The following is an 18,815-nucleotide window of genomic DNA, read 5'->3' on the forward strand; positions in this document are numbered from 1 at the left end:
TGCTGGCCTCCTCAAGATTCAAATACCAAATTGATGTTATGCTTGCCGGAATAAACCAGGAAGCGACCTGTATTTCTAGTTCCAGGTAAATCTTCACTATCCTTGACCTCTACCTCTAGACGGCGGATGTAGTCAACACCAGGGATAGCTGCCAATAAAGTGTAAAAATCTGATTTATGCGGTTCGCGTCCAAAGTCCCAACCCTTTTCATCTAACCCACCTGTAAGGGGATGTAGGAAACGGGTCAAGGTTTGATTGATCACACCCTTCACCTTGCTTACTTCTGCTAAAGAAACCAAGGCAATGTCTACAGTGATACTGACTCTCACATACAAAGGCCCAACTACGGCAATATTGGCAGTAGCGATCGCATAGTTCTTCAGGTATTCTTGTACCCGATTGAGCAGTTCTATACTAGGCGATGGTTTAATATCGGTGCTACGGGGTACGATAATGATGCTAACTGCTCCCCGGACAATCGGTTTGAGATCCAATGGGTCATCAACCAAATTTCGCAAGGGAACGCATTTCGCCCTTGCTACTTCTGGCGAAGCCAACATCGCTAGGTCTTCGTAGTCTTCCAAGGTCACAGCGCGATCGCCATGACGAATGCTGCGGGGTAGGCGTTCTTTGAGGTTATCGATGCTCTCGGCTTCAGCCCCTCCCTTGGCTACATCATAGTTGGTAACACGATCAATATAGGGAACGGTGGTCTTGAGTTGGATAATAGTCTGCGGTTGACAATTACCTGTCGCCCCACCGCCAATTTGATAACGAGCCATCCGCAAGTTACCTTGTCCTACTGGGGGAATGAGTCCGTTGATACCATTGCCAAAAGTAATTTCCCCGGTGAGATGGTTGAGGATATAATGTCTGTCCCTGGGTTTGGAAGCATAAAAATCCCTGACTTGTTGCCAATTTACCCAAATTTCGCTACTCTTGGCAATTTCGGTGATTGCGTCTTCTTCTACTAGTTGCGCTTGTTCTTGGGTGGAAGGTTTTTCTGGTTCTCTCACCTCTAATTGCTGATTGGCGAGAATGGGGAATCGAGCAGTGCGGAAAATTTGAGTTTCGCTACCATTACTCGAACCGAAAACTTCGTTGATGATTGTCACACTTTGAGTTGCCCAGGTAGTATTGAGTGCTACCCATTGGATTCGCGGTTCCCGGAGGAAGTCACCTACTACTTGCACCCTTAGCCAGTAACTAGTCGGCTGCTCAAACTCTGCTTTGGGTTGCCAATCCATTGGCATTAAAAATTGTATCAATCCAGAACGAGTGAAGTTTTCTGTGCCATCCTCAACGTTAAATTTTGCCCAATCTTGACCGTTCCAATATTCCCAAGACAATTGAACTTGTTTCGGTGCTGGCAGTTGTTGCCCGACAAAAGTCTCTACAATGGTGCTGTAAATCAGATTGGGATTTTGAGGACTAGCTAGATGCAAATAAGCGCGATCGCCGACGCTGGTCGTTCCACCCTCGCTCTGCTGAGTGACAATCGTGGGAATGGTAACTCCCACTTCTAAACGGCTCGTTTCGTAACCATTTATCACAATTAAGTTAGGTACATTTGTTACCCAACTGTTACCCACCACCTGCACTCGCCAAGTGACTGAATCTGGAGTATTATTCGTCACCCATATTTGATGTTTAGCAATTTGCCCAGTTGTCCCAACCTGACGACTATAAATAGGGTCGAGAGGTAGGAATTTTTCCCCATACTGCAAATCTGCCAAGCGGACAAAAAGGCTGAAACGGCGGTTGGCAGAATTATTACTATTTTGGGGTAGGTTAAAACCAAAATAGAGCGTGGGTTTTGTCTGTTTTGGGGCTTGGAAGGGAGAGAAAGCTACATTTAAGCAATTTTTCCAGGTGAAGTTGTTGTATGTTTGACAGGCAGACAACGGTTGGTTAGCAACATCATAGGTATAACTCAGCTTTAAAGACTTGACCAAGGGTGGTAATACAGCAGTATTATTGACAAGCCATACTCCTGTTCCCGCAGGATAAGGATTTTGCAGGGCTGTTGTTAGGGTTAGACTATTGCTAGCTATATCAACAGATTGGATGATTCTGTTGTCTGGATTGTTACCGCCTGAAGCAATTTGAATAGAATCGCCTGGCATAAATCCTCTGACACTGTTAACTGTCAGTCTTCCTCGATTGTCATTAGTATTCTGGCTGGTTTGGCTAAGGCTGGTAAAGGTAACAGTTTGATTAGACCCAGTTCCTAACGCCCCATAGTTACCCCGAATAATTCTGATACGTAGCCAATAATTGCTTTTGCCATTTTCTTCCCGTAAACCCATTTTGTTAGGCAAGTTGAAAGTTACTGTGCCACTTTGGCTAAATTTAGCTATGAGTATATCGGCGCTCACCTCTAATGGTTGCCACAGAGTACCATTCCAAGCTTCCCAAGCCAAAGTAACATTACTGCCATTGACAGGAACAGTTTCATTCAAGGTGATGTGCATGGTAACTCTAGCTCCTGCTTGAGAAAAAACTTCCTGACTAGCGAGGTAGAGAGTATCATTGAGGCGGGGGTTTTCCCCAAAGGCAGAGAAATCTTTGGTGAGGTCGAGGGGTAGGCTGTTGCTAAAAGCTAGGTCAGGCAATAAATTTTCCCGCCGCACCTGAACATTAGCTTTGATATCGGTAATAGATGGTAAGGTTGAGCCTGATGGCAAAGCTTGGTCTAGCTGTACCTTCAGCCAAGCAGATGTGATACCATTGAGCGATCGCTTGCTGGGTAGAGGAAAATCCCCAATAGTGACTTGCCACACCTGCCCAGTTGGGGAAGAAATCAGTGATGAGCTAATCATGTTGTTCTCAATCTTCGCCCAATCTTGACCATTCCCATAAGACCAAATCAGGCGAAGTGCGGCTAACTTGGCAATTTCAGGGGATTGAATAGTTAAGGTGACTTTTTTGGTGACTGGGAGGGTAAACAAATCCTCACAAGCTAGATAAAAACTATGTTCAATAGGGCGATCGCCACGAAACACAAACCCTATTGTGGCATGATTCGGAGTTAACCAATTACGGCGATCGCTCCAGGTATCCTGTTGCGGAGCAACCACAAACAATGATGCTAACTCCCCTGCTGTCACCACTAATTCCCGCTCAGTCTCAAAAATTACTGGGTCTTGCTCTCCTTTGTTCGGTGGTTTAGCGACCTGAGTTCCCGCCTGGACTATCGCATCAGTCAAACTACCCTTGGTTAAAAAGAAAGTCAAAGGCACTCTTGCAGGTTGGGGTGGTAACTGCGAAGCACCCAACAACTTAAGAAAGGCCAGCAAGTTTTTTTCAGGAGCCTTGTTCAAGCGTTGAATGATAATTTCCGCATAACGGGCGAAAATACTAATCAGAGCCTTATTCATCCCTGTTTCCGACCCAGAGATGCTAGTTGTATAATCCTTTAAATATGTTTTCAGTAATAATTGCACTTGTTGGGCAATATCTGCGGCTGTGCGTTCATCAATTTTGGGAGCCGGTTCCATCATTACCCTGGACTCCTTTCTAAATAAAAGGGATAGACCAAATTAAAAATATTATTAGTTGCCCTAACTTGATATTTAATATTAATCATCAATACATAGCCATTGGATACAGGTTGGAATTCTTGCTTTCCATCAGCAGTATTCGCAAAATTGCCACTAGTAACTTCCACAGCCAACACATCAATTCGTGGTTCTAGCTTCAGCAAAGCTTCTTGCACAGCTTGGGAGATTTTTCCCGCAGTCCCAGCCGAATTAATATCAAATACCAAGTCATAGATCCCACAGCCAAAGTCAGGACGCATGACTCTTTCACCCTGTGCTGTACCCAAAATAATCAAAATTGATTGGCGAACGCTTTCTTCATACTCAGCAGCTTGCAAATTTCCCCCAGCATTGAGGCTGACCGGAAACCCTACACCACAACCTAAGAAAAGTCTCGACATCCTACCCTCCTATTCACCCAATAAACACCGTACCCACAGCCACAACCTTCCCCACAGGTAAATCTGCTGGGTCGTTACAAGTTTGTGCAATATCTCCATTACGGGCGGCCATTTTGCCGTTAATTTTCACCGTCGGACTGCCCATTTTAATAGTGGCCTGATTAGTTGGCGGCTTCTGGAAAGAAGTACCGGGTGGTGTAGGGCTGTGGGCTGGTGTATTGTCTGCTTTACTATCCACCGTAGCGGCTGGCCTTCCCATAATGTTGACATTGTTACTAAGATTGCTGTTAATTACACCTGTAAAGGGATGAGGTAGAGGTGTAGGAACTGTACCCGTTGGCGATGGCACCATCACAATGTGGGTATCAATGGCGATAATTTGGTCGCTTTTTTTTGCTGCTGGTTGTCCCATGTCGAGTTTCAATTTAAGACTAAAAAGCTGATTATTTCTTAGTAGGGTGGACATTGCTTACCATCTGCTGATGACAATGATGCCAGGAAATTAATTAAGATTTATCGTTGCTCCTTTAATGTTCATTGTGCCATTTGCTTTGATATCCATCGTGGATTTCGCTTGTATTTCTACACCTGCATCGGCGGCAATTTTAGTATCAGCAGATGACTTAATTTCTATTTTTTGCGCTTCTAATTTAATAGTGCCTTGGCTAGCTTTCAGGTTAATATCTTTATCGCTGGTGATAGTAATAGCATTATTAGCTGTATCAACAATTAAGCTATTTTTGCCACTATTGTCGATAATTTCAATTTTTTCTTGACCATTTTCGTCATTCAAGCAAATAAGATGACCGCTACGAGATTTAATCATCCGCAGATTATTTTTACCATCGTCGTTGTTGGTGGGGGGTGAGTCTTTGCCATTCCATAAAGCACCGATGACATAGGGAAATCTCATATCACCATGTTCAAATACTACTAGGACTTCATCATCTACTTCTGGGAGAAAATATATACCCCTATCCTTACCCGCCATCGGACTAGCAATTCTTGCCCAGAAGCTTTCATCTTGATCACTCAGCCAAGGAAACTTAACTTTTACCCGTGCCAAATTATCAGGGTCTTGATTGTTAGTCACAATTCCAATTACTACCCCGTAAATTTTTTGTAAATTAGCTGTTTTTTCGGGCGCATCAACCAGTAAGTTCCAAAAGTTCATAGTTTTTAGTTTTTAGTTATTAGTAACTGTAGGGTGCGTCAGCCCCAATAATTTCGTACAGATTCAAGGATTTTCCACATCTGATGCACCCTACCCCAAGTGCCAGTTGCGTAAGTCCTGATTAACTGAAATCTTGCACCATCTCAATAACTACTACGATATAATTAGCTTTTCAGTCCGTTATTTTGCCAATAAGAAGCTGGTGCAAGATATAAGCCTCCCACGGGCGCGATGAACGCTCTTGCAAAATATGAAAGAAACACAACTATTCCCTATTTTCTTGTTTCTGTAACCTGTCACCTGTAACCTGTAATCTGTGTTTCTTTAGGAGTTAATCAACAATCCACAGTTATTTTTCTTGACTCCCGGATCTGCCTCATCCCCTTCAAATAGCATTTCTCCTTACCTGAAAATGGCTGTAGTAACCCCTATTAGATTTGTAACGGTGAGTCACAGCAGTGAGGTAATACAAACCACTAAACCGCTTTCCTAATCCTGTTAATTCGATGACTTTACCTGGTTGTAAATCTGTCCGTCCCCTGGACATTCCTTCCCCCACAATTAGTTCTAATACTTGTTGATTCAACTTGGCTTTGGCTAGCTGGTCTGCTTCGGCTTGGGTCATGATTGGGTGATCTATAATCAAAGCGATCGCCTCTCCAAAGGTGGTTGTTACTAAGCTTGCACCGCTTTGTTCTCCTCCCATTAAGGAAATTTCATGACCAATTCTTGCTTGTCCCACCACAGTTTGTTTATCTTTGGGATTCCAGCCTTGCAGGGTGACTTGACTTATTTGGTGCATTGGCGAAAGACGCGGATAAAATTCCAGTAGGTCTTGTTCTAAACTCAGGGTCATAATTTTGCTGTTAGCATTGGCTACTGGTTGAAAAAATAAGGTTTTATCTTCCACATACAGGTCATATTCAATTAATCTGGCGCGTTGGGTCAAAAACTCTAGGTCAGTTTGATTAGCCTGGACAATGTAGTCATGCACTACCAGAGAGTCTTTGACTTGGGGAGTTAATCCTGCGGCTTGGGCTATTTGAACGGCAATATCGCTATCTTTTTGTTGAATAAAGGTGCGAGTTTGGCGATCGCGCAGCAAACGATGCCGCAAATCATAACCCCGGATAGTTAAACTAGGAGCGCGGTTAGCCACAAATTCCGGTTCTAAACTCATGATTTCACCGCTCATGACTGTTGCTAAGTCATTGGCATAGCCCATCCTAATTTCTATTTGGTTGCCAATTGCCCACAGTTGATCATCCATCCAAGTAACTTGTGTTGCACGACTAACTGAACCTGTAATTTCCAAAGTCAACATACTTGGTAGGTGTAAGTCTTGTTCCACAGTCACATTAATTACATGAGCATCCTGTTCTACAGAAAGGAGCTTTTGATTAATCAAAATGTCAAAATCTGCTACTAGCGGACTGCTAGGTTGAGGGACAGGCATATTGATGAGGATGGGGAAGAGTGAAGTGTTTGCTGATTTCCTAGTTCTTTCAATCTAAATAGGACTTACGCAAGTGTTATCAAACTAACTGTAGGGTGCGTCAGCCCCAATAATTTCGTATAGATTCAAGGATTTTCCACATCTGACGCAGGCTACCCGAAGTGCCAGTTGCGTAAGTCCTGCCAAAATACGGATCAGCGCAATTTGGGAATGGTGAGAGACCGACCAACCGATAGACGACGAGGGTCATCAATATTATTGGCTTGGGCAATGATGCGCCAGTTTTTGGGGTTACGGTAGACTTCGGCAGCTATACTGCTGAGACTATCGCCACCTTTAAGCACACGGATGATTAATTGTGGATTTGTTCGCAGTTTATCTAATTTGGGGTCAAGAAACTCTTTAAAGGTGACTGATAAATTAGCCCGGACTGGTCTACCATCTCTACTAAATTGGGTAAACCGTTGTGTCAGGCTGGTAATCACACCCAGAAAAGGAAAATCAGAATTAGCCGGAGCCTGTCCCCAAGATATTTCACATACCCTTGGTTGGTCTTCATTGGGTTCGATCAGGGTGAGTGTGGCAATTTTATTAGTTTCTTCCCTTACATCCTTAATGATGATTGTTTTACTCACACGGTTGATTGGGGAAGTAACATCAAAAAATAGTTCTAGGGTCAGTTGGCGACTGTCACCACCACCAAAAGAAATTACTGGCGCATTGCTCTTACTGTGAGTATTCGCACTACCTCCAGAGGTCTGAGGGGGACTCCAAGTTACTGACTTAGAGATGGTATAAGATTCTGGATTAAATAATACGAAAATCGGTAGCAGCTTTTCAAAGCGATCGCCCTTTTTCGCAAAGGGAGTAATCGTCAGTTTCTCTAGCTTGCTGATCATCTGCCCATCCCTCCACGTTCACGCTCAACTACCAAACGCCGTAGTATAATACGGCTCACTTGTTCCGCAATTTCCCCCAGGTCAACATCAGTATTTGTGGCTGATGAGGTGGTTGGTGCTGTCGGGGTAGGTATTGCACTGATGGTTTCGCTAGGTACAGATGCACCAGCATCTGTAGTTTGACGACTTACCAGCAGATTATTTTGATTGGGACTAATAGCTAGTGGCAAGTCTGACCGTTGTATCAGAAAATTGCTTCGGTTGTCAACCAAATCTGTTGTTGCTTGTGTGCTGAGAGCCATCCTGATGACATCTGAATTAGCCTGGAGATGGGCTGTTGGCAATACTCCTGTGGCATCCTGACTCCGACGCACCTGCAACTGTGACTGGTGATATTTACGTTGTAAGGTCACTCCAGTTTGGGGAGTGAGGGAATTGTTTGTCTGTGCTACCGCAGAATGATACGTTGGTGTGACAGTGTGAGAACTGTTTGCTTCACTGATTACTCCATCACTATCGTCACGCCACAACAACTCTGAACGCGGATATTTTCTGTGGATGGGAATGTCACTGGTTGAAGTCGTTGATGTAGAAGAAATAGCAGTGGCATTTGACTCGATGCGGGTAACTCGCAATAGACTAGATTGTTCTCGCGTCTGGGTAGTTGTAGAATCAGCGATGGGGAAACTGCCTTCAGCGATCGCATTTACTGAATTACTCAAGTTGGTATGGCGACTAATTCGGTATGTCTCTTGCGGTGTGGCAGCATGGGCGTGATTGATGATTGGTGATGACGCAGATATATTTGGGGAAGAACTTTTCTCAAGTTCCCTGGTTCCTTGCTCCTGCCATCCAGACTCAGGCAAACGTTGCACCAGAGATATATTTGTTAATGGTTCACCCCCAGCAACAGATTCTGTACGCTGGAACCTTTTATATTGCCATCGTTCCGCTTCTGGCTGCAATACCCCAGCCTTGTAGCGTGCCGTCAGTTGTTCTGGTATCGCGAGTCTTTGCAGCAGACGATTCGCTGTTGTATTTTGGCTGGTGTAGTGTCTGTGCAATTGTTGGGTATTGATCACACTGGGCAATACTACTAACTTAGTTTGTAACTTTGATAACAACTTATTGGCTGTGCTTGGTACATCTTCCCTGGTGGTCATCTTACTCCTCTACTCTAGTTCAAACCTTCCGGCTGGTTCATTGAATCGCTGATTAATTTTGGCAACTTCTGCTACCCACTGTAGGCGATCGCTATGTTCCATCACTATCAGTTGTTCGTAAGACCAATGAAAGTGATAGGCAAGATAGGCTACCTCCTCATAGAGCCGACTGAGGGGGTAGCCTATGATTCCCCCGGTTGGTCTAGCTCCACTTCCAACCCCTGCTGACAATGAGGACACAGCAGCTTCAGGGTACGCGCTCCATTACCATTGATGCGGTTATAAAAATCCTGCAAATAAGCTAAATCAGCAGCAAACAATCCCTCAATCACTTTTGGATTAATTACTTCCTTCGCACCTAAACGAGTCACTACCCGCGATAGCAAGATGATAATCAAATAGGCTGGATTATTCTGCACACGAGGGTCTTTGAGAGGCAGAATTTCATCAGCAGCAGTGGCTAATCGCATGACCCCTTCACGGTGTAAATTCCCCTCAGCATCTACATATCCTGTTGGTAAGGTAAATTCATACTCTGTGTGCAGCATAAATAATCAAAATTTCCGCTAATTCATGATTTGCTAACAAGTCATATCTTGTTCGGTTAAAGACTGATCATTCAAACCGCAGGAAGCATAGGCAAAGAAGTTTTTCTGAATTTCTGCACAGCCTTAACTAATTAACCGGACTAGATATCAAAATTACGCATAGGGAGCTATCAAAATTTATTTCTTCGCTCGTTCCATACGCTCGCAGGTAACAGTCAGGGTATCAATAGCAATATCATTTCCCTTCGCATTAAAACCAGGGCCTGCATACTTGCTAGGCCAAGCATTAAAGAAATTCCAACGTACCTTTTCCTGTCCCGTATCGTCCAAAATGATGATCGAACCGTTCTTGCGTTGTAATTGACCATTTATCGCGGCTAAGTGCCAGTCATACAATTCGCTAGAGTCAGTAATACCCCATTTGAAGGTAATATCTGGATATTTCGCCATCCCAGGTAGTTTACGAGCTGTGGTTGAGTCTCCGCCTTCTCGATATTCAACCACCTGTATTTCGGAACCAAAGCCGCTACACTCAGAAAAACCAGCCTGGGTAATACCATCAATCTCTACCAAGAAACGATAGTTCTTATAAGGGTCTATCCTTGCCATGTATTATTCTCCTATTGCCAAATAAAATGCAGTCGCCAGTTTGTTTCAGCCTAGAGATGTTTAACTTCATGCTTTGTTAGCCACCTGTTCTTTGTTGGATACGGAAAATCACAAACTCAGCTGGTTTGACAATCGCCACGCCTACTTGTGTAATTACCTGTCCTTGTTCTCGGACAGTTCTTGGGTTTGTTTCTTCATCACATTTGACAAAAAAGGCCTTTTCAGGAGTTTCACCCAATAACGCTCCATCCCGCCATTGTCCTAATAAAAAGTCGCCTACATTGCGCTTAATCCTCTGCCATAAAGCGGGACTGTTAGGCTCAAACACGGCAAATTGAGTACCTTCATCTATTGATTCCCGGAGGAAATTAAATAAGCGACGGGTACTAATGTATTTAAATTCACCATTAGCATCGCCTCCCATTGTGCGTGCGCCCCAGATTTTGACGTTGCTATTGAATGAACGAATAATATTGACACCACCAGGATTTAAGCCGTCTTGATCGCTTTTAGTTAGCTGGTATTCTACATCCAGTGCGCCCCGAATTCCTTCATTACCAGGCGCTTTAAATACTCCTCTGTCCGCATCTACACGGGCATAAACACCCGCAATATGTCCGCTAGGTGGCATAATCAAGCTACCATCGCTGTTTGGCTCCATCATTTGCCTAGTAGGATCGGTAACTTTAATCCAAGGAAAGTAAATAGCACCAAAGTTACTGTCTTTTGTCGTACCTTGAATCTCTGCTTTAATGAATGATCCTGGTCTCTGCTGACCATCCAACACCGCAAACCTGTCTTTGAGCCTATCACAGTGATCTAGTACAGCTTCCTGAGCTGCTTTTGTGGTATTCCCAGGCACAGCTACAATAGCAATTTCATCAATACCGGCGAATTTATTCAGTGCTGCTGGAAGAGAAGCTGCTTTATCAATACGGATCACGTAGCAACGAGTACCACCATTCAAGAAGAAACCATAAACTGCATGAGCCAAGGGTCGCCAAGCATTCAGAGACGCAGCATCAAAGCTGGATTGTTTGATCTCTTGCAGTCCATTAGCTGTTTTATCTCCCAAAAAGTCACCAAATTTACTGGTAAAAGCTCCCCAGTTTGTAAATAAATTTACCTCTTCTGATGGAGGTAAGTTGATTGATTGAAATTTCAAATAAGCAACATCCAGAGCGGCTCCCCCTTCGGTTGAGGATTCCTTTTTGATCATGCGTTCAGCCGGAATGGGAATTGTCCCTTGGGTAATAATGGCAATAAACCCTGCGGTGCTAGTCCCCACTCCAGCAATTGGACTAGCGCCTGCGGGAACTTCTTCTACATAAACACCTGGTGAAAGGTATGGAGGCATACTAATTTTTCTCCTGTTTGGGAATTTTTAATTAGGGAATTATTCTTGACTCACATGAGACATTCATCCAATGAAAATTGCTCCTCGTCTCTTGTTTCAAGTCAAGCGAATTTTGTACTTACCTGTACCCAAAGGCGGGACGGTAATGGGGAAATTCTGCACAGTTCCACTAGGTGGCTGAACTCGCAAGGTGTAAACACCAGCCGGAATGAATCGGAAACTGTAGTAACCATCCGATTGAGTGGTTGCTGTCTGTGCCAGTTCGACTAGCTGCACTGTAGCTGATGCTACAGGCTGATAGTTGATATCTTCTACTTCGCCCTCGATCGCAAAGCGGTCTTGTTCTAGTCTTAGTCCAGTTTCTCGTACTAGTTTGTAGGTTTTTATTGTAATAGGGTTTTCCGGTAGAGGTTCTATACTGATGGTAATGGTGGCGGCAAGAGCAGCTCGTAATTGTATACCTAAAGCTGTCCAGAACTCTGACGGATTTTTGAGTCTATCAATAGAAGAAATAGTCAACGGTAATATTGGCTTTGTTTGTGAAAAACTACCTTGTAAGAATTGTTCAGGAATGCTGTGATATCGGGACAGAACTCTTAGTACTTGGCTTAAAAGTCGGTGTTCTTGTAAAGCTAATTCTGTGCCACCAGTAGGCCAAGCTGTAATTAAATAAGTACAGTCCATCCGCAATGGCGGACGTACAATCACCGCCTGCCCATTGTTACGCTCTATGTTTGGCTCATTACTTCGGAGTTCTAAATTCTCACGTATATCGTAAAGAAATAAATTAATTGTCGGCTGCTGGGGAATAGATTTGTCCACGGGACGATCAAATATAATCCTTGCTGCTGCCAGTTCTGGGGGTAGACCTGACTGGGTTAAAATAGCCTCCAAAGTTTGACTGAGGTCACGAATCATAGCAAGCTCTCGGCAACGATGTCTGAGTTTGGCAATAGCTTGTCCCCCATTGGACTAACTATTTGGTTCTCATCATCCTCTTAGATATAAGGATGATGGACTTGATAAACACAATAAGAAATAGGTCAGTGTTAATACATCTGACAATGAAAGTCTCCTTATTTTGAGGAAATGGCTATCGCATCTACCTTACAGACTTGCGCGAATATACGGCAAGATTCACCCAATTAACCACAAATAGAATATCAAAAATTTAGGGATACAACCTATGGATAGTGCGGGGAAAGTCTGCAAGTTTATTTGCTTACTAAATAATAGGGAAGACTCAGTGATCATACTGCTAATTTAATTAAAATTTAAACAATTTTTCTTGGCACATCTGCGTTGTGAAAATTTATAATCTTTTTGCTGGTAGAAGATTATAAATCTTATCTAATCTTAACGTGAAATCGAAAGAATTAATGCCAATAAACACCAGGAATACTGATATATAAAGTTATTTAATTAATATGTGGCACAAGTGTCATAATTAAACTAACTGTAGGGTGCGTCAGCACCAATAATTTCTTACAGATTCAAGGATTTTCCACATCTGATGCACCCTACCCCAAGTGCCAGTTGCGTAAGTCCTGAATATGTGGCATAAGACAGAATTCAGGTTGGCAGATATCCTATTTTCGATGTTTATGAATCTGGTAGCAAATAATCTCCAGATTTGCCACCAGTTTTACTAACTAACCGAATCGATTCAATTTGCATCGATTTCTCTAAAGCTTTTGCCATATCGTATAAAGTTAAAGCCGCAACAGAAACAGCAGTTAAAGCTTCCATTTCCACACCGGTTTCGGCTTTAGTTTTAACAGTGGCTTGGATTTGATAACCGGGAAGTTGGGGATCTGCTGTAATCTCGACAGCAACTTTTTGCAATGGTAGGGGATGACATAGAGGAATCAAATTGGCTGTCTGTTTAGCCGCCATAATCCCGGCTAGCCTAGCGGTAGCTAAAACATCGCCTTTGGGTGTGTTCCCAGCTTGGATAGCGGCTAAGGTTTCTGGAAGCATCCGCACCTGACCAGCAGCTACTGCTTCCCTTACAGTTGCAGCCTTAGCAGACACATCAACCATCTGTGCTTGTCCTTTGGCATCTAGATGAGTGAGGGAAGCAGAATTTTTTAAAATAGGGTCTTGCATAATCTCAAAAGAAGGTGCTAATATATATTTCTTGTAAGGGCGTGTAGCTCAGTGGACTAGAGCACGTGGCTACGGACCACGGTGTCAGGGGTTCGAATCCCTTCTCGCCCGTCTCAAAACTAAACAGGCAGAGCTAACATAGCTACTGCCTGTTTTTTTACTAATTTACTGACTATTATTCAAGGAATAGACATCTTGACCACGACCTAAAGCAAACTTTAGGGAATGAGTCAAGTTCTTATTTGATAGGGTAAGGAAAATCAGCAGTGCTAAGAACATTAAAGCACTAGTATAGAAAAATATACTCCGATATCCCATTTGTTGAGCAATAAAACCTAAAATGGGAGCAGCGATCGCAATCCCTAAGTCAAATCCAGCGATACAAATAGCAAAAATCCGTCCCCGTTCTTGCGGTAGCGAACGGTCTGCCATTAACGTCGTGATCATGGAAATCATCGTCCCACCACCACAACCTTCAGCCAGTGCGGCGAGGATAAAAGTAATCCTACTGTTGGCAAAAAATAACAGCAAAGATGCGATGATATAAGCCACGATACCAAACGTGATAAACAAACCCCGACCGAGGCGATCGCTAGCTTTCCCAGCAACAATTCGGATCATAAAACTGCTGATAGCAGTGATAGTAAAAAACAACCCGGCATTAAGTTCCGCTCCTGTTGATTTAATAAACAGTGGGGCAAAAGTATGAACAGCACCCACCCCAATACCAACTAGCAACATCACCAAACTCGGTATTCTTACCCTTGGACTGCTGAGAATTTGCCAAAAATTACTATTATTCTGGATTGCTTGCTGTTTCTGGGCTGGGGGATTATTGACTTGCAATGCACCCAAAAGTCCGATAAAAGCTAATTCCGCAGTTAACAAAAATAACAAAGGATAACCCGTAGCAACTTGTAAATATCCTCCCAAAGCCGGGCCAATAGCCAAACCAATGGGAGCTGTTAAACTCATATAACTGATAATTTCCCCACGAATAGCCATTGGGGCTAAATCTGCTACTAAAGCACTGTAACCAGTAGTAAAAGCAGCAATGCTAATGCCATGAAATATTCGCACCAGCATTAATATAGGAATTGCTTTAAATGCCAAATAACCAAATGGGGCTGTTGTTGCTACAAATGTACCAATTAATAACAGTAATTTCCGACCATGTTGATCTGCTAGTCGTCCTAGCACCGGGCGAAATAGCAATAACCCGATCGCAAACCCACCCATCACAACACCAATTTCTTGCTTACTTCCGCCTACATCCTCGATATATAACGGTAGAGTAGGCAAGAAAGTAGCAGTACTCGACCAGAACAATAAACCAGCCGTAAACAGAATCAGCAGGTTAAGCCGCAGACTTGTGTCAAAGGTATGAAAAGCTTTCAAGGCAGATGCAATTTCATGCTAAATGTTGGGTTGACAAAGAAATCAGGAATCAACAGTCAAAATCATGAATGCTGAGTTCCCAACTCTTCCTTATTAATATTCTTACTTTAGTTCCCATTTTTTGCTACTACTTCCCTCACCCGATAAATCGGTCGCCCTTGGGATTCGTGGTAGGTACGCATGAGTAACTCTGCCAACAGACCAAAGCAAAATAACTGTACACCTGTGACTAGCAATAATACCGCCAAAATTAGCAGAGGGCGATTACCAATCATTTGACCCAATACCAATTTGATGAAGGTTAAGTAAATTCCTATACCTGTACCCGAAATTATTGATGCCAAACCCAACAGTCCAAAAACGTGCATTGGACGTGTGAGGAACTTTTTCATGAAAGAGATGGTTAACAAATCCATCAGGACGCGGAATGTCCGCCAAATGCCGTATTTACTGCGTCCAAAGCGGCGGGAATGATGTCGTACAGGAATTTCGGTAATTCTCGCGCCTTCGATGTAAGCTAAAGCTGGCAAAAAGCGGTGCAGTTCGCCATATAAGTTCATATCTGCTACCACTTCTGAACGGTAGGCTTTGAGAGAACAGCCGTAGTCGTGCAATTTTACCCCGGTGATTTTGCCAATCAACCAGTTAGCAATTTTAGAAGGAAGTAACCGGGAGACGACAGCATCTTGGCGTTTGTGTCGCCAACCACTCACGAGGTCGTAGCCTTCCGCTAACTTTGCTAGTAACATAGGAATATCGGCTGGGTCGTTTTGCAAATCAGCATCTAAAGTCACGATCGCCTCACCTAAAGCATAATTAAATCCAGCAGCCATTGCCGCAGTTTGCCCGTAATTACGCCGTAAAATCACCGCTTTTAAGTCAGTGCGGGTTTGCGCCTGTTCTTTGAGAAACTGATCTGAACCATCAGTTGAACCATCATCAACACAGATGATTTCATAACTCAAATTATTTTCAGATAAAGAAGATGCGATCGCCTCCAACAACAAAGGTAGACTTTCCACTTCATCATGTACCGGCACTACCACAGAAACATCAGGAATAATCGCGGAAATGCCTTGATTATCTTCGCTCACCTTTGCCGAAACTAGTCCATTCCTCATAAATATTTAGATTGTAATTAACGCTTGTTTTGAAGTTGGGGACTGGGGGAAGATAGGGGAAAGGGAAAAGGGTAAGGGGTAAAGGATTCAAATTCTTCCCTTTCCCCTTTCCCCTTTCACCTTTTCCCCTCATCTCCCTCATCCCCGTGGCTGGTAACTCTCAACAACTCTACCTGCACCGCGTAGCTGCTGATAATATGACCGACTTACCACATCTCCCTGTTCCGAGAGGATGTCAATACCAATACCGTTGCGTCCTTGTGCTTTGCCAGAACTATGGATATAATGACCATCTCCTAAATACAGCCCTACATGAGTAGCTTTTTGGGGAGTGCCAAAAAATACCAAATCACCTGTTGTTAATTCGTCAATATTAATTGCTTGCGTAAAAGCTTCTTGTTGATAAGCGTCTCTGGGTAGCCAAATTCCCACAGAGACAAACGCCGCCTGCATCAACCCAGAACAATCATAATTCGGCCCGACTGTACCGCCCCAAAGATAATAATTTGACTGTTGCATAGCTTTGTGAGTAAAAGCAATCACCTCTGGGAGCAGTTTTTTAATTTCCGATTCCGAAAATGATTTAGCCTGATAAAGTACAGTAGCAGATTTTAATAAACTCAAATCTTCCCTTGCTAGCCACCCTGGGTAGTCATCCTCACATAAATACACCTCAACTGCTGAATCTTGCTGATTTGATGTTACCTGCAAATGTCGCCCGACGGCCGCCTGAGTTGCCAAGCTGGTGCATTCAGGGGAATCATATAAGTTCAGATTAGCTAAACACTCATATTCTCCCAATTGGGGATTTTGGATTTGTGATTCTATATTAGAGAGCATTCTGCAATGGTTTTTTTTCAAAAAGACGAACAATTAGAAAATCTTGGTAATGGCATTTTAGAAGCTACTTGGACAGCATTCCCCACTTTAGCCCGTAATCAAATTGCTTTAACTTGGGTAGTTTACGATCCGCCAGTACCCGTAAATACTGGTGGGGCGTTAACTCCTGATGCTTTTTGGAACCATTCAGTGCGGGGTTTTAGTTATCGTGGCGAGGAACGAATTTATCCGGCGAGTGTAGTTAAGTTATTTTACTTAGTAGCCGCCCACGAATGGTTAGAGAAGGGTATGACTCAACCTGCTAAAGAGTTGGAGAGGGCTTTGCGCGATATGATTGTTGATTCTAGCAATGATGCTACTAGCTTAGTGGTAGATATTTTGACTGGTACGACTTCAGGGCCAGAGTTACCCCCAGGCCCGTTTGATACTTGGAAGTATCAGCGTCATATTATTAACCGCTATTACCAGTCTTTGGGCTGGGAGGAAATGGAGACAATTAATGCTTGTCAAAAAACTTGGGGTGATGGGCCTTATGGAAGGGAAAGGGCGTTTTATGGGGAGATGTTTGAAAATCGGAATATGCTGACGACAAATGCGATCGCTCGTTTGCTCCATAGTATCGTAGGTGGTGTAGCGGTTTCCAGTGAGCGATCGCAAGCAATGATGGCTTTACTCAAACGCAGCCTCAACCCCAATGATTTACCCCAAGATGTAGAAGAAGACCAAGTAACAGGTTTTTTAGGCGGTGGTTTACCCGAAGATGCACAAATTTGGTCAAAAGCCGGCTGGACAAGTCAAGTCCGTCACGATGCAGCGTACATCGAGTTACCAGAACAGCGTCCTTACTTATTAGTAGTATTTACTGAAGGCAAAGCCCAAGCCAAAAGCCGCGATATTTTACCCCATGTATCCCAATTAGTGGCTCAAGCAATTAGTCAGTTGACAGTTGACAGTTGACAGTTATCAGTTATCAGTTATCAGTTATCAGTTATCAGTTGACAGTTGTTACTCTCCTCATTTCCCCCTACTCCCCCTACTCCCTCATTTCCCCCTACTCCCTCATCTCCCCCTACTCCCCCACTCCCCCCTATTTATGTCCCTGTAAAGATGTAAAAATAGATTTCTGGGTGTAATCTTTTCAGATTGCAAGAAATTCTCGGAATTTAAAGCAATTGCTAGAATTATCTAATGTGGAACTAGTTTGTTAGGAGTGAAGGTGAATAAGATGTTTCTTCGTAAAGATATTTTTGTATTGCCAAGTTTAGCTGCTTTAGCAGTCGTTGGTACTAGCTTATCTGCTCATGCTCAAACAGCAACTCCTGTTGATGCTCAACAGTTAACTGAACCCTCTGCAACTGTGTTGTCTTCTAATCAAGAGAATACTGAACCAGGGACACAGATTCAAGAATTTTCAACAGTTAACTCTGTATCACAGACAACTGAATCACAGCAGTTTCCCAGTGTTAATACAGAAGAGGCAACTACTCGGACAATCACACCTGTTCCTGGGACTGTAGCAACTACATCCTCTACCCTAGCGCCTGAGTCAGGAGAACCCACATCTCAAGGAGCTAATGCTCAAGCACCTACATCGACAATTGCACAATCTGATATTGATCCTGGTAGACCTACTCGCGGGGGTAGAAGCTATCTCGGTATTGGTGCTAACATCGGTATCAGTGGGGATGACTCATCTTTGGGTGATGGAAATTTCGCAGTCCTAAGCAAGATTGGTTTGACTAATGCTTTCTCTATTAGACCATCAGCAATATTTGGGAACAATACCACAATTTTAGTTCCCGTTACCTATGATTTTAACTTACAGTCAGCTGATGCTTTTAGTGAACCGCTAGCGATCGCACCTTATGTAGGTGTTGGTGCAGCCATTAAAACAGGCGATGACTCACAAGTGGGCTTTCTCGCTTCTGGTGGTATTGATTTCCCACTCTCTACTCAATTTACCGCCACAGCCGCAGTTAATGCCGGCTTTTTCGATGATACAGATGTCGGTCTACTAATAGGTGTAGGCTACAATTTCTCTGGTTTTTAGTTAGAGACTGGGGACTGGGGACTGGGGACTGGGGACCTCACAAGTGTAGGTTTTTAATCTAGCAGTGAGTAAGGACTCTAAAACTAACGAGAAAATCATTGTTTTATTCACCCCTACACCCCTACACCCTTACACCCTTACACCCAAA

Annotated in this window: 18 protein-coding genes and 1 tRNA gene; 3 read left to right on the forward strand and 16 right to left on the reverse strand. The window is 43.5% G+C overall.

Going from position 1 to position 18,815, the window contains the following annotated elements; all coding sequences use genetic code 11:
• Positions 1-11: 11 nt before the first annotated feature.
• The 13 genes from H6G83_RS24870 to moaC all read right to left on the reverse strand — a co-directional run bounded on the left by H6G83_RS24870 (position 12) and on the right by moaC (position 13,258).
• Positions 12-3,503, reverse strand: a complete 3,492-nt coding sequence (locus H6G83_RS24870; RefSeq protein WP_190476906.1) for a putative baseplate assembly protein — start codon at positions 3,501-3,503, stop codon at positions 12-14.
• On the reverse strand, positions 3,503-3,943 hold the full coding sequence (locus H6G83_RS24875; RefSeq protein ID WP_190476909.1) for a GPW/gp25 family protein: 441 nt from the start codon (positions 3,941-3,943) through the stop codon (positions 3,503-3,505). The genes H6G83_RS24870 and H6G83_RS24875 overlap by 1 nt, the downstream gene beginning before the upstream one ends.
• Positions 3,944-3,956: 13 nt before the next feature.
• Positions 3,957-4,409: a PAAR domain-containing protein gene (locus H6G83_RS24880; protein ID WP_242044792.1), complete on the reverse strand. Its 453-nt coding sequence runs from the start codon at positions 4,407-4,409 to the stop codon at positions 3,957-3,959.
• 36 nt (positions 4,410-4,445) lie between these two features.
• Positions 4,446-5,117 (reverse strand): phage baseplate assembly protein V, encoded by a 672-nt coding sequence (locus tag H6G83_RS24885; RefSeq protein WP_190476911.1) that lies wholly within the window; start codon positions 5,115-5,117, stop codon positions 4,446-4,448.
• Between the two features lie 385 nt (positions 5,118-5,502).
• Complete coding sequence (locus tag H6G83_RS24890) at positions 5,503-6,573, reverse strand: phage late control D family protein (RefSeq protein WP_190476913.1); 1,071 nt, start codon at positions 6,571-6,573, stop codon at positions 5,503-5,505.
• Positions 6,574-6,767: 194 nt separating this feature from the next.
• Positions 6,768-7,472 (reverse strand): CIS tube protein, encoded by a 705-nt coding sequence (locus H6G83_RS24895; protein WP_190476915.1) that lies wholly within the window; start codon positions 7,470-7,472, stop codon positions 6,768-6,770.
• Complete coding sequence (locus H6G83_RS24900; RefSeq protein WP_190476917.1) at positions 7,469-8,635, reverse strand: hypothetical protein; 1,167 nt, start codon at positions 8,633-8,635, stop codon at positions 7,469-7,471. Before H6G83_RS24900 ends, H6G83_RS24895 begins: the two co-directional genes overlap by 4 nt.
• 9 nt (positions 8,636-8,644) lie before the next feature.
• A complete protein-coding gene (locus H6G83_RS24905) occupies positions 8,645-8,875 on the reverse strand; it encodes a DUF6760 family protein (protein ID WP_190476948.1) in 231 nt (76 codons plus the stop codon).
• Positions 8,818-9,183, reverse strand: coding sequence for a phage tail assembly protein (locus H6G83_RS24910; RefSeq protein WP_190476919.1), 366 nt, complete (start codon positions 9,181-9,183; stop codon positions 8,818-8,820). Before H6G83_RS24910 ends, H6G83_RS24905 begins: the two co-directional genes overlap by 58 nt.
• Before the next feature lie 177 nt (positions 9,184-9,360).
• Positions 9,361-9,792 carry a phage tail protein gene (locus tag H6G83_RS24915; protein ID WP_190476922.1) on the reverse strand — a complete coding sequence of 144 codons (432 nt, stop codon included), beginning with the start codon at positions 9,790-9,792 and terminating at the stop codon, positions 9,361-9,363.
• Positions 9,793-9,868: 76 nt separating this feature from the next.
• On the reverse strand, positions 9,869-11,149 hold the full coding sequence (locus H6G83_RS24920) for a phage tail sheath family protein (protein ID WP_190476924.1): 1,281 nt from the start codon (positions 11,147-11,149) through the stop codon (positions 9,869-9,871).
• Positions 11,150-11,245: 96 nt separating this feature from the next.
• Positions 11,246-12,067, reverse strand: coding sequence for a Pvc16 family protein (locus H6G83_RS24925; RefSeq protein WP_190476926.1), 822 nt, complete (start codon positions 12,065-12,067; stop codon positions 11,246-11,248).
• A gap of 684 nt (positions 12,068-12,751) precedes the next feature.
• Positions 12,752-13,258: a cyclic pyranopterin monophosphate synthase MoaC gene (gene moaC / locus H6G83_RS24930; RefSeq protein ID WP_190476929.1), complete on the reverse strand. Its 507-nt coding sequence runs from the start codon at positions 13,256-13,258 to the stop codon at positions 12,752-12,754.
• 37 nt (positions 13,259-13,295) lie between these two features.
• Here moaC and H6G83_RS24935 point away from each other — a divergent pair.
• A tRNA-Arg gene (locus H6G83_RS24935) sits at positions 13,296-13,369 on the forward strand.
• Between the two features lie 54 nt (positions 13,370-13,423).
• Here H6G83_RS24935 and H6G83_RS24940 read toward each other — a convergent pair.
• The 3 genes from H6G83_RS24940 to H6G83_RS24950 form a co-directional block, all read right to left on the reverse strand.
• Positions 13,424-14,656, reverse strand: a complete 1,233-nt coding sequence (locus H6G83_RS24940; RefSeq protein ID WP_190476931.1) for an MFS transporter — start codon at positions 14,654-14,656, stop codon at positions 13,424-13,426.
• 107 nt (positions 14,657-14,763) lie between these two features.
• Entirely contained in the window at positions 14,764-15,777 is a 1,014-nt protein-coding gene (locus H6G83_RS24945) for a glycosyltransferase family 2 protein (protein WP_190476933.1), read from the reverse strand.
• A 138-nt stretch (positions 15,778-15,915) separates the two neighbouring features.
• Positions 15,916-16,617, reverse strand: a complete 702-nt coding sequence (locus H6G83_RS24950) for a C40 family peptidase (protein ID WP_190476934.1) — start codon at positions 16,615-16,617, stop codon at positions 15,916-15,918.
• Positions 16,618-16,623: 6 nt separating this feature from the next.
• On the opposite strand from H6G83_RS24950, the gene H6G83_RS24955 reads away from it, so the two are divergent.
• Both H6G83_RS24955 and H6G83_RS24960 read left to right on the forward strand, forming a co-directional pair.
• Positions 16,624-17,574, forward strand: a complete 951-nt coding sequence (locus H6G83_RS24955) for a serine hydrolase (RefSeq protein ID WP_190476936.1) — start codon at positions 16,624-16,626, stop codon at positions 17,572-17,574.
• 268 nt (positions 17,575-17,842) lie between these two features.
• Positions 17,843-18,667 (forward strand): hypothetical protein, encoded by an 825-nt coding sequence (locus H6G83_RS24960; protein WP_190476938.1) that lies wholly within the window; start codon positions 17,843-17,845, stop codon positions 18,665-18,667.
• Positions 18,668-18,815 lie beyond the last annotated feature (148 nt).

The organism is Anabaena azotica FACHB-119 (genome assembly GCF_014697625.1).
GTDB lineage: Bacteria > Cyanobacteriota > Cyanobacteriia > Cyanobacteriales > Nostocaceae > Trichormus > Trichormus azoticus_A.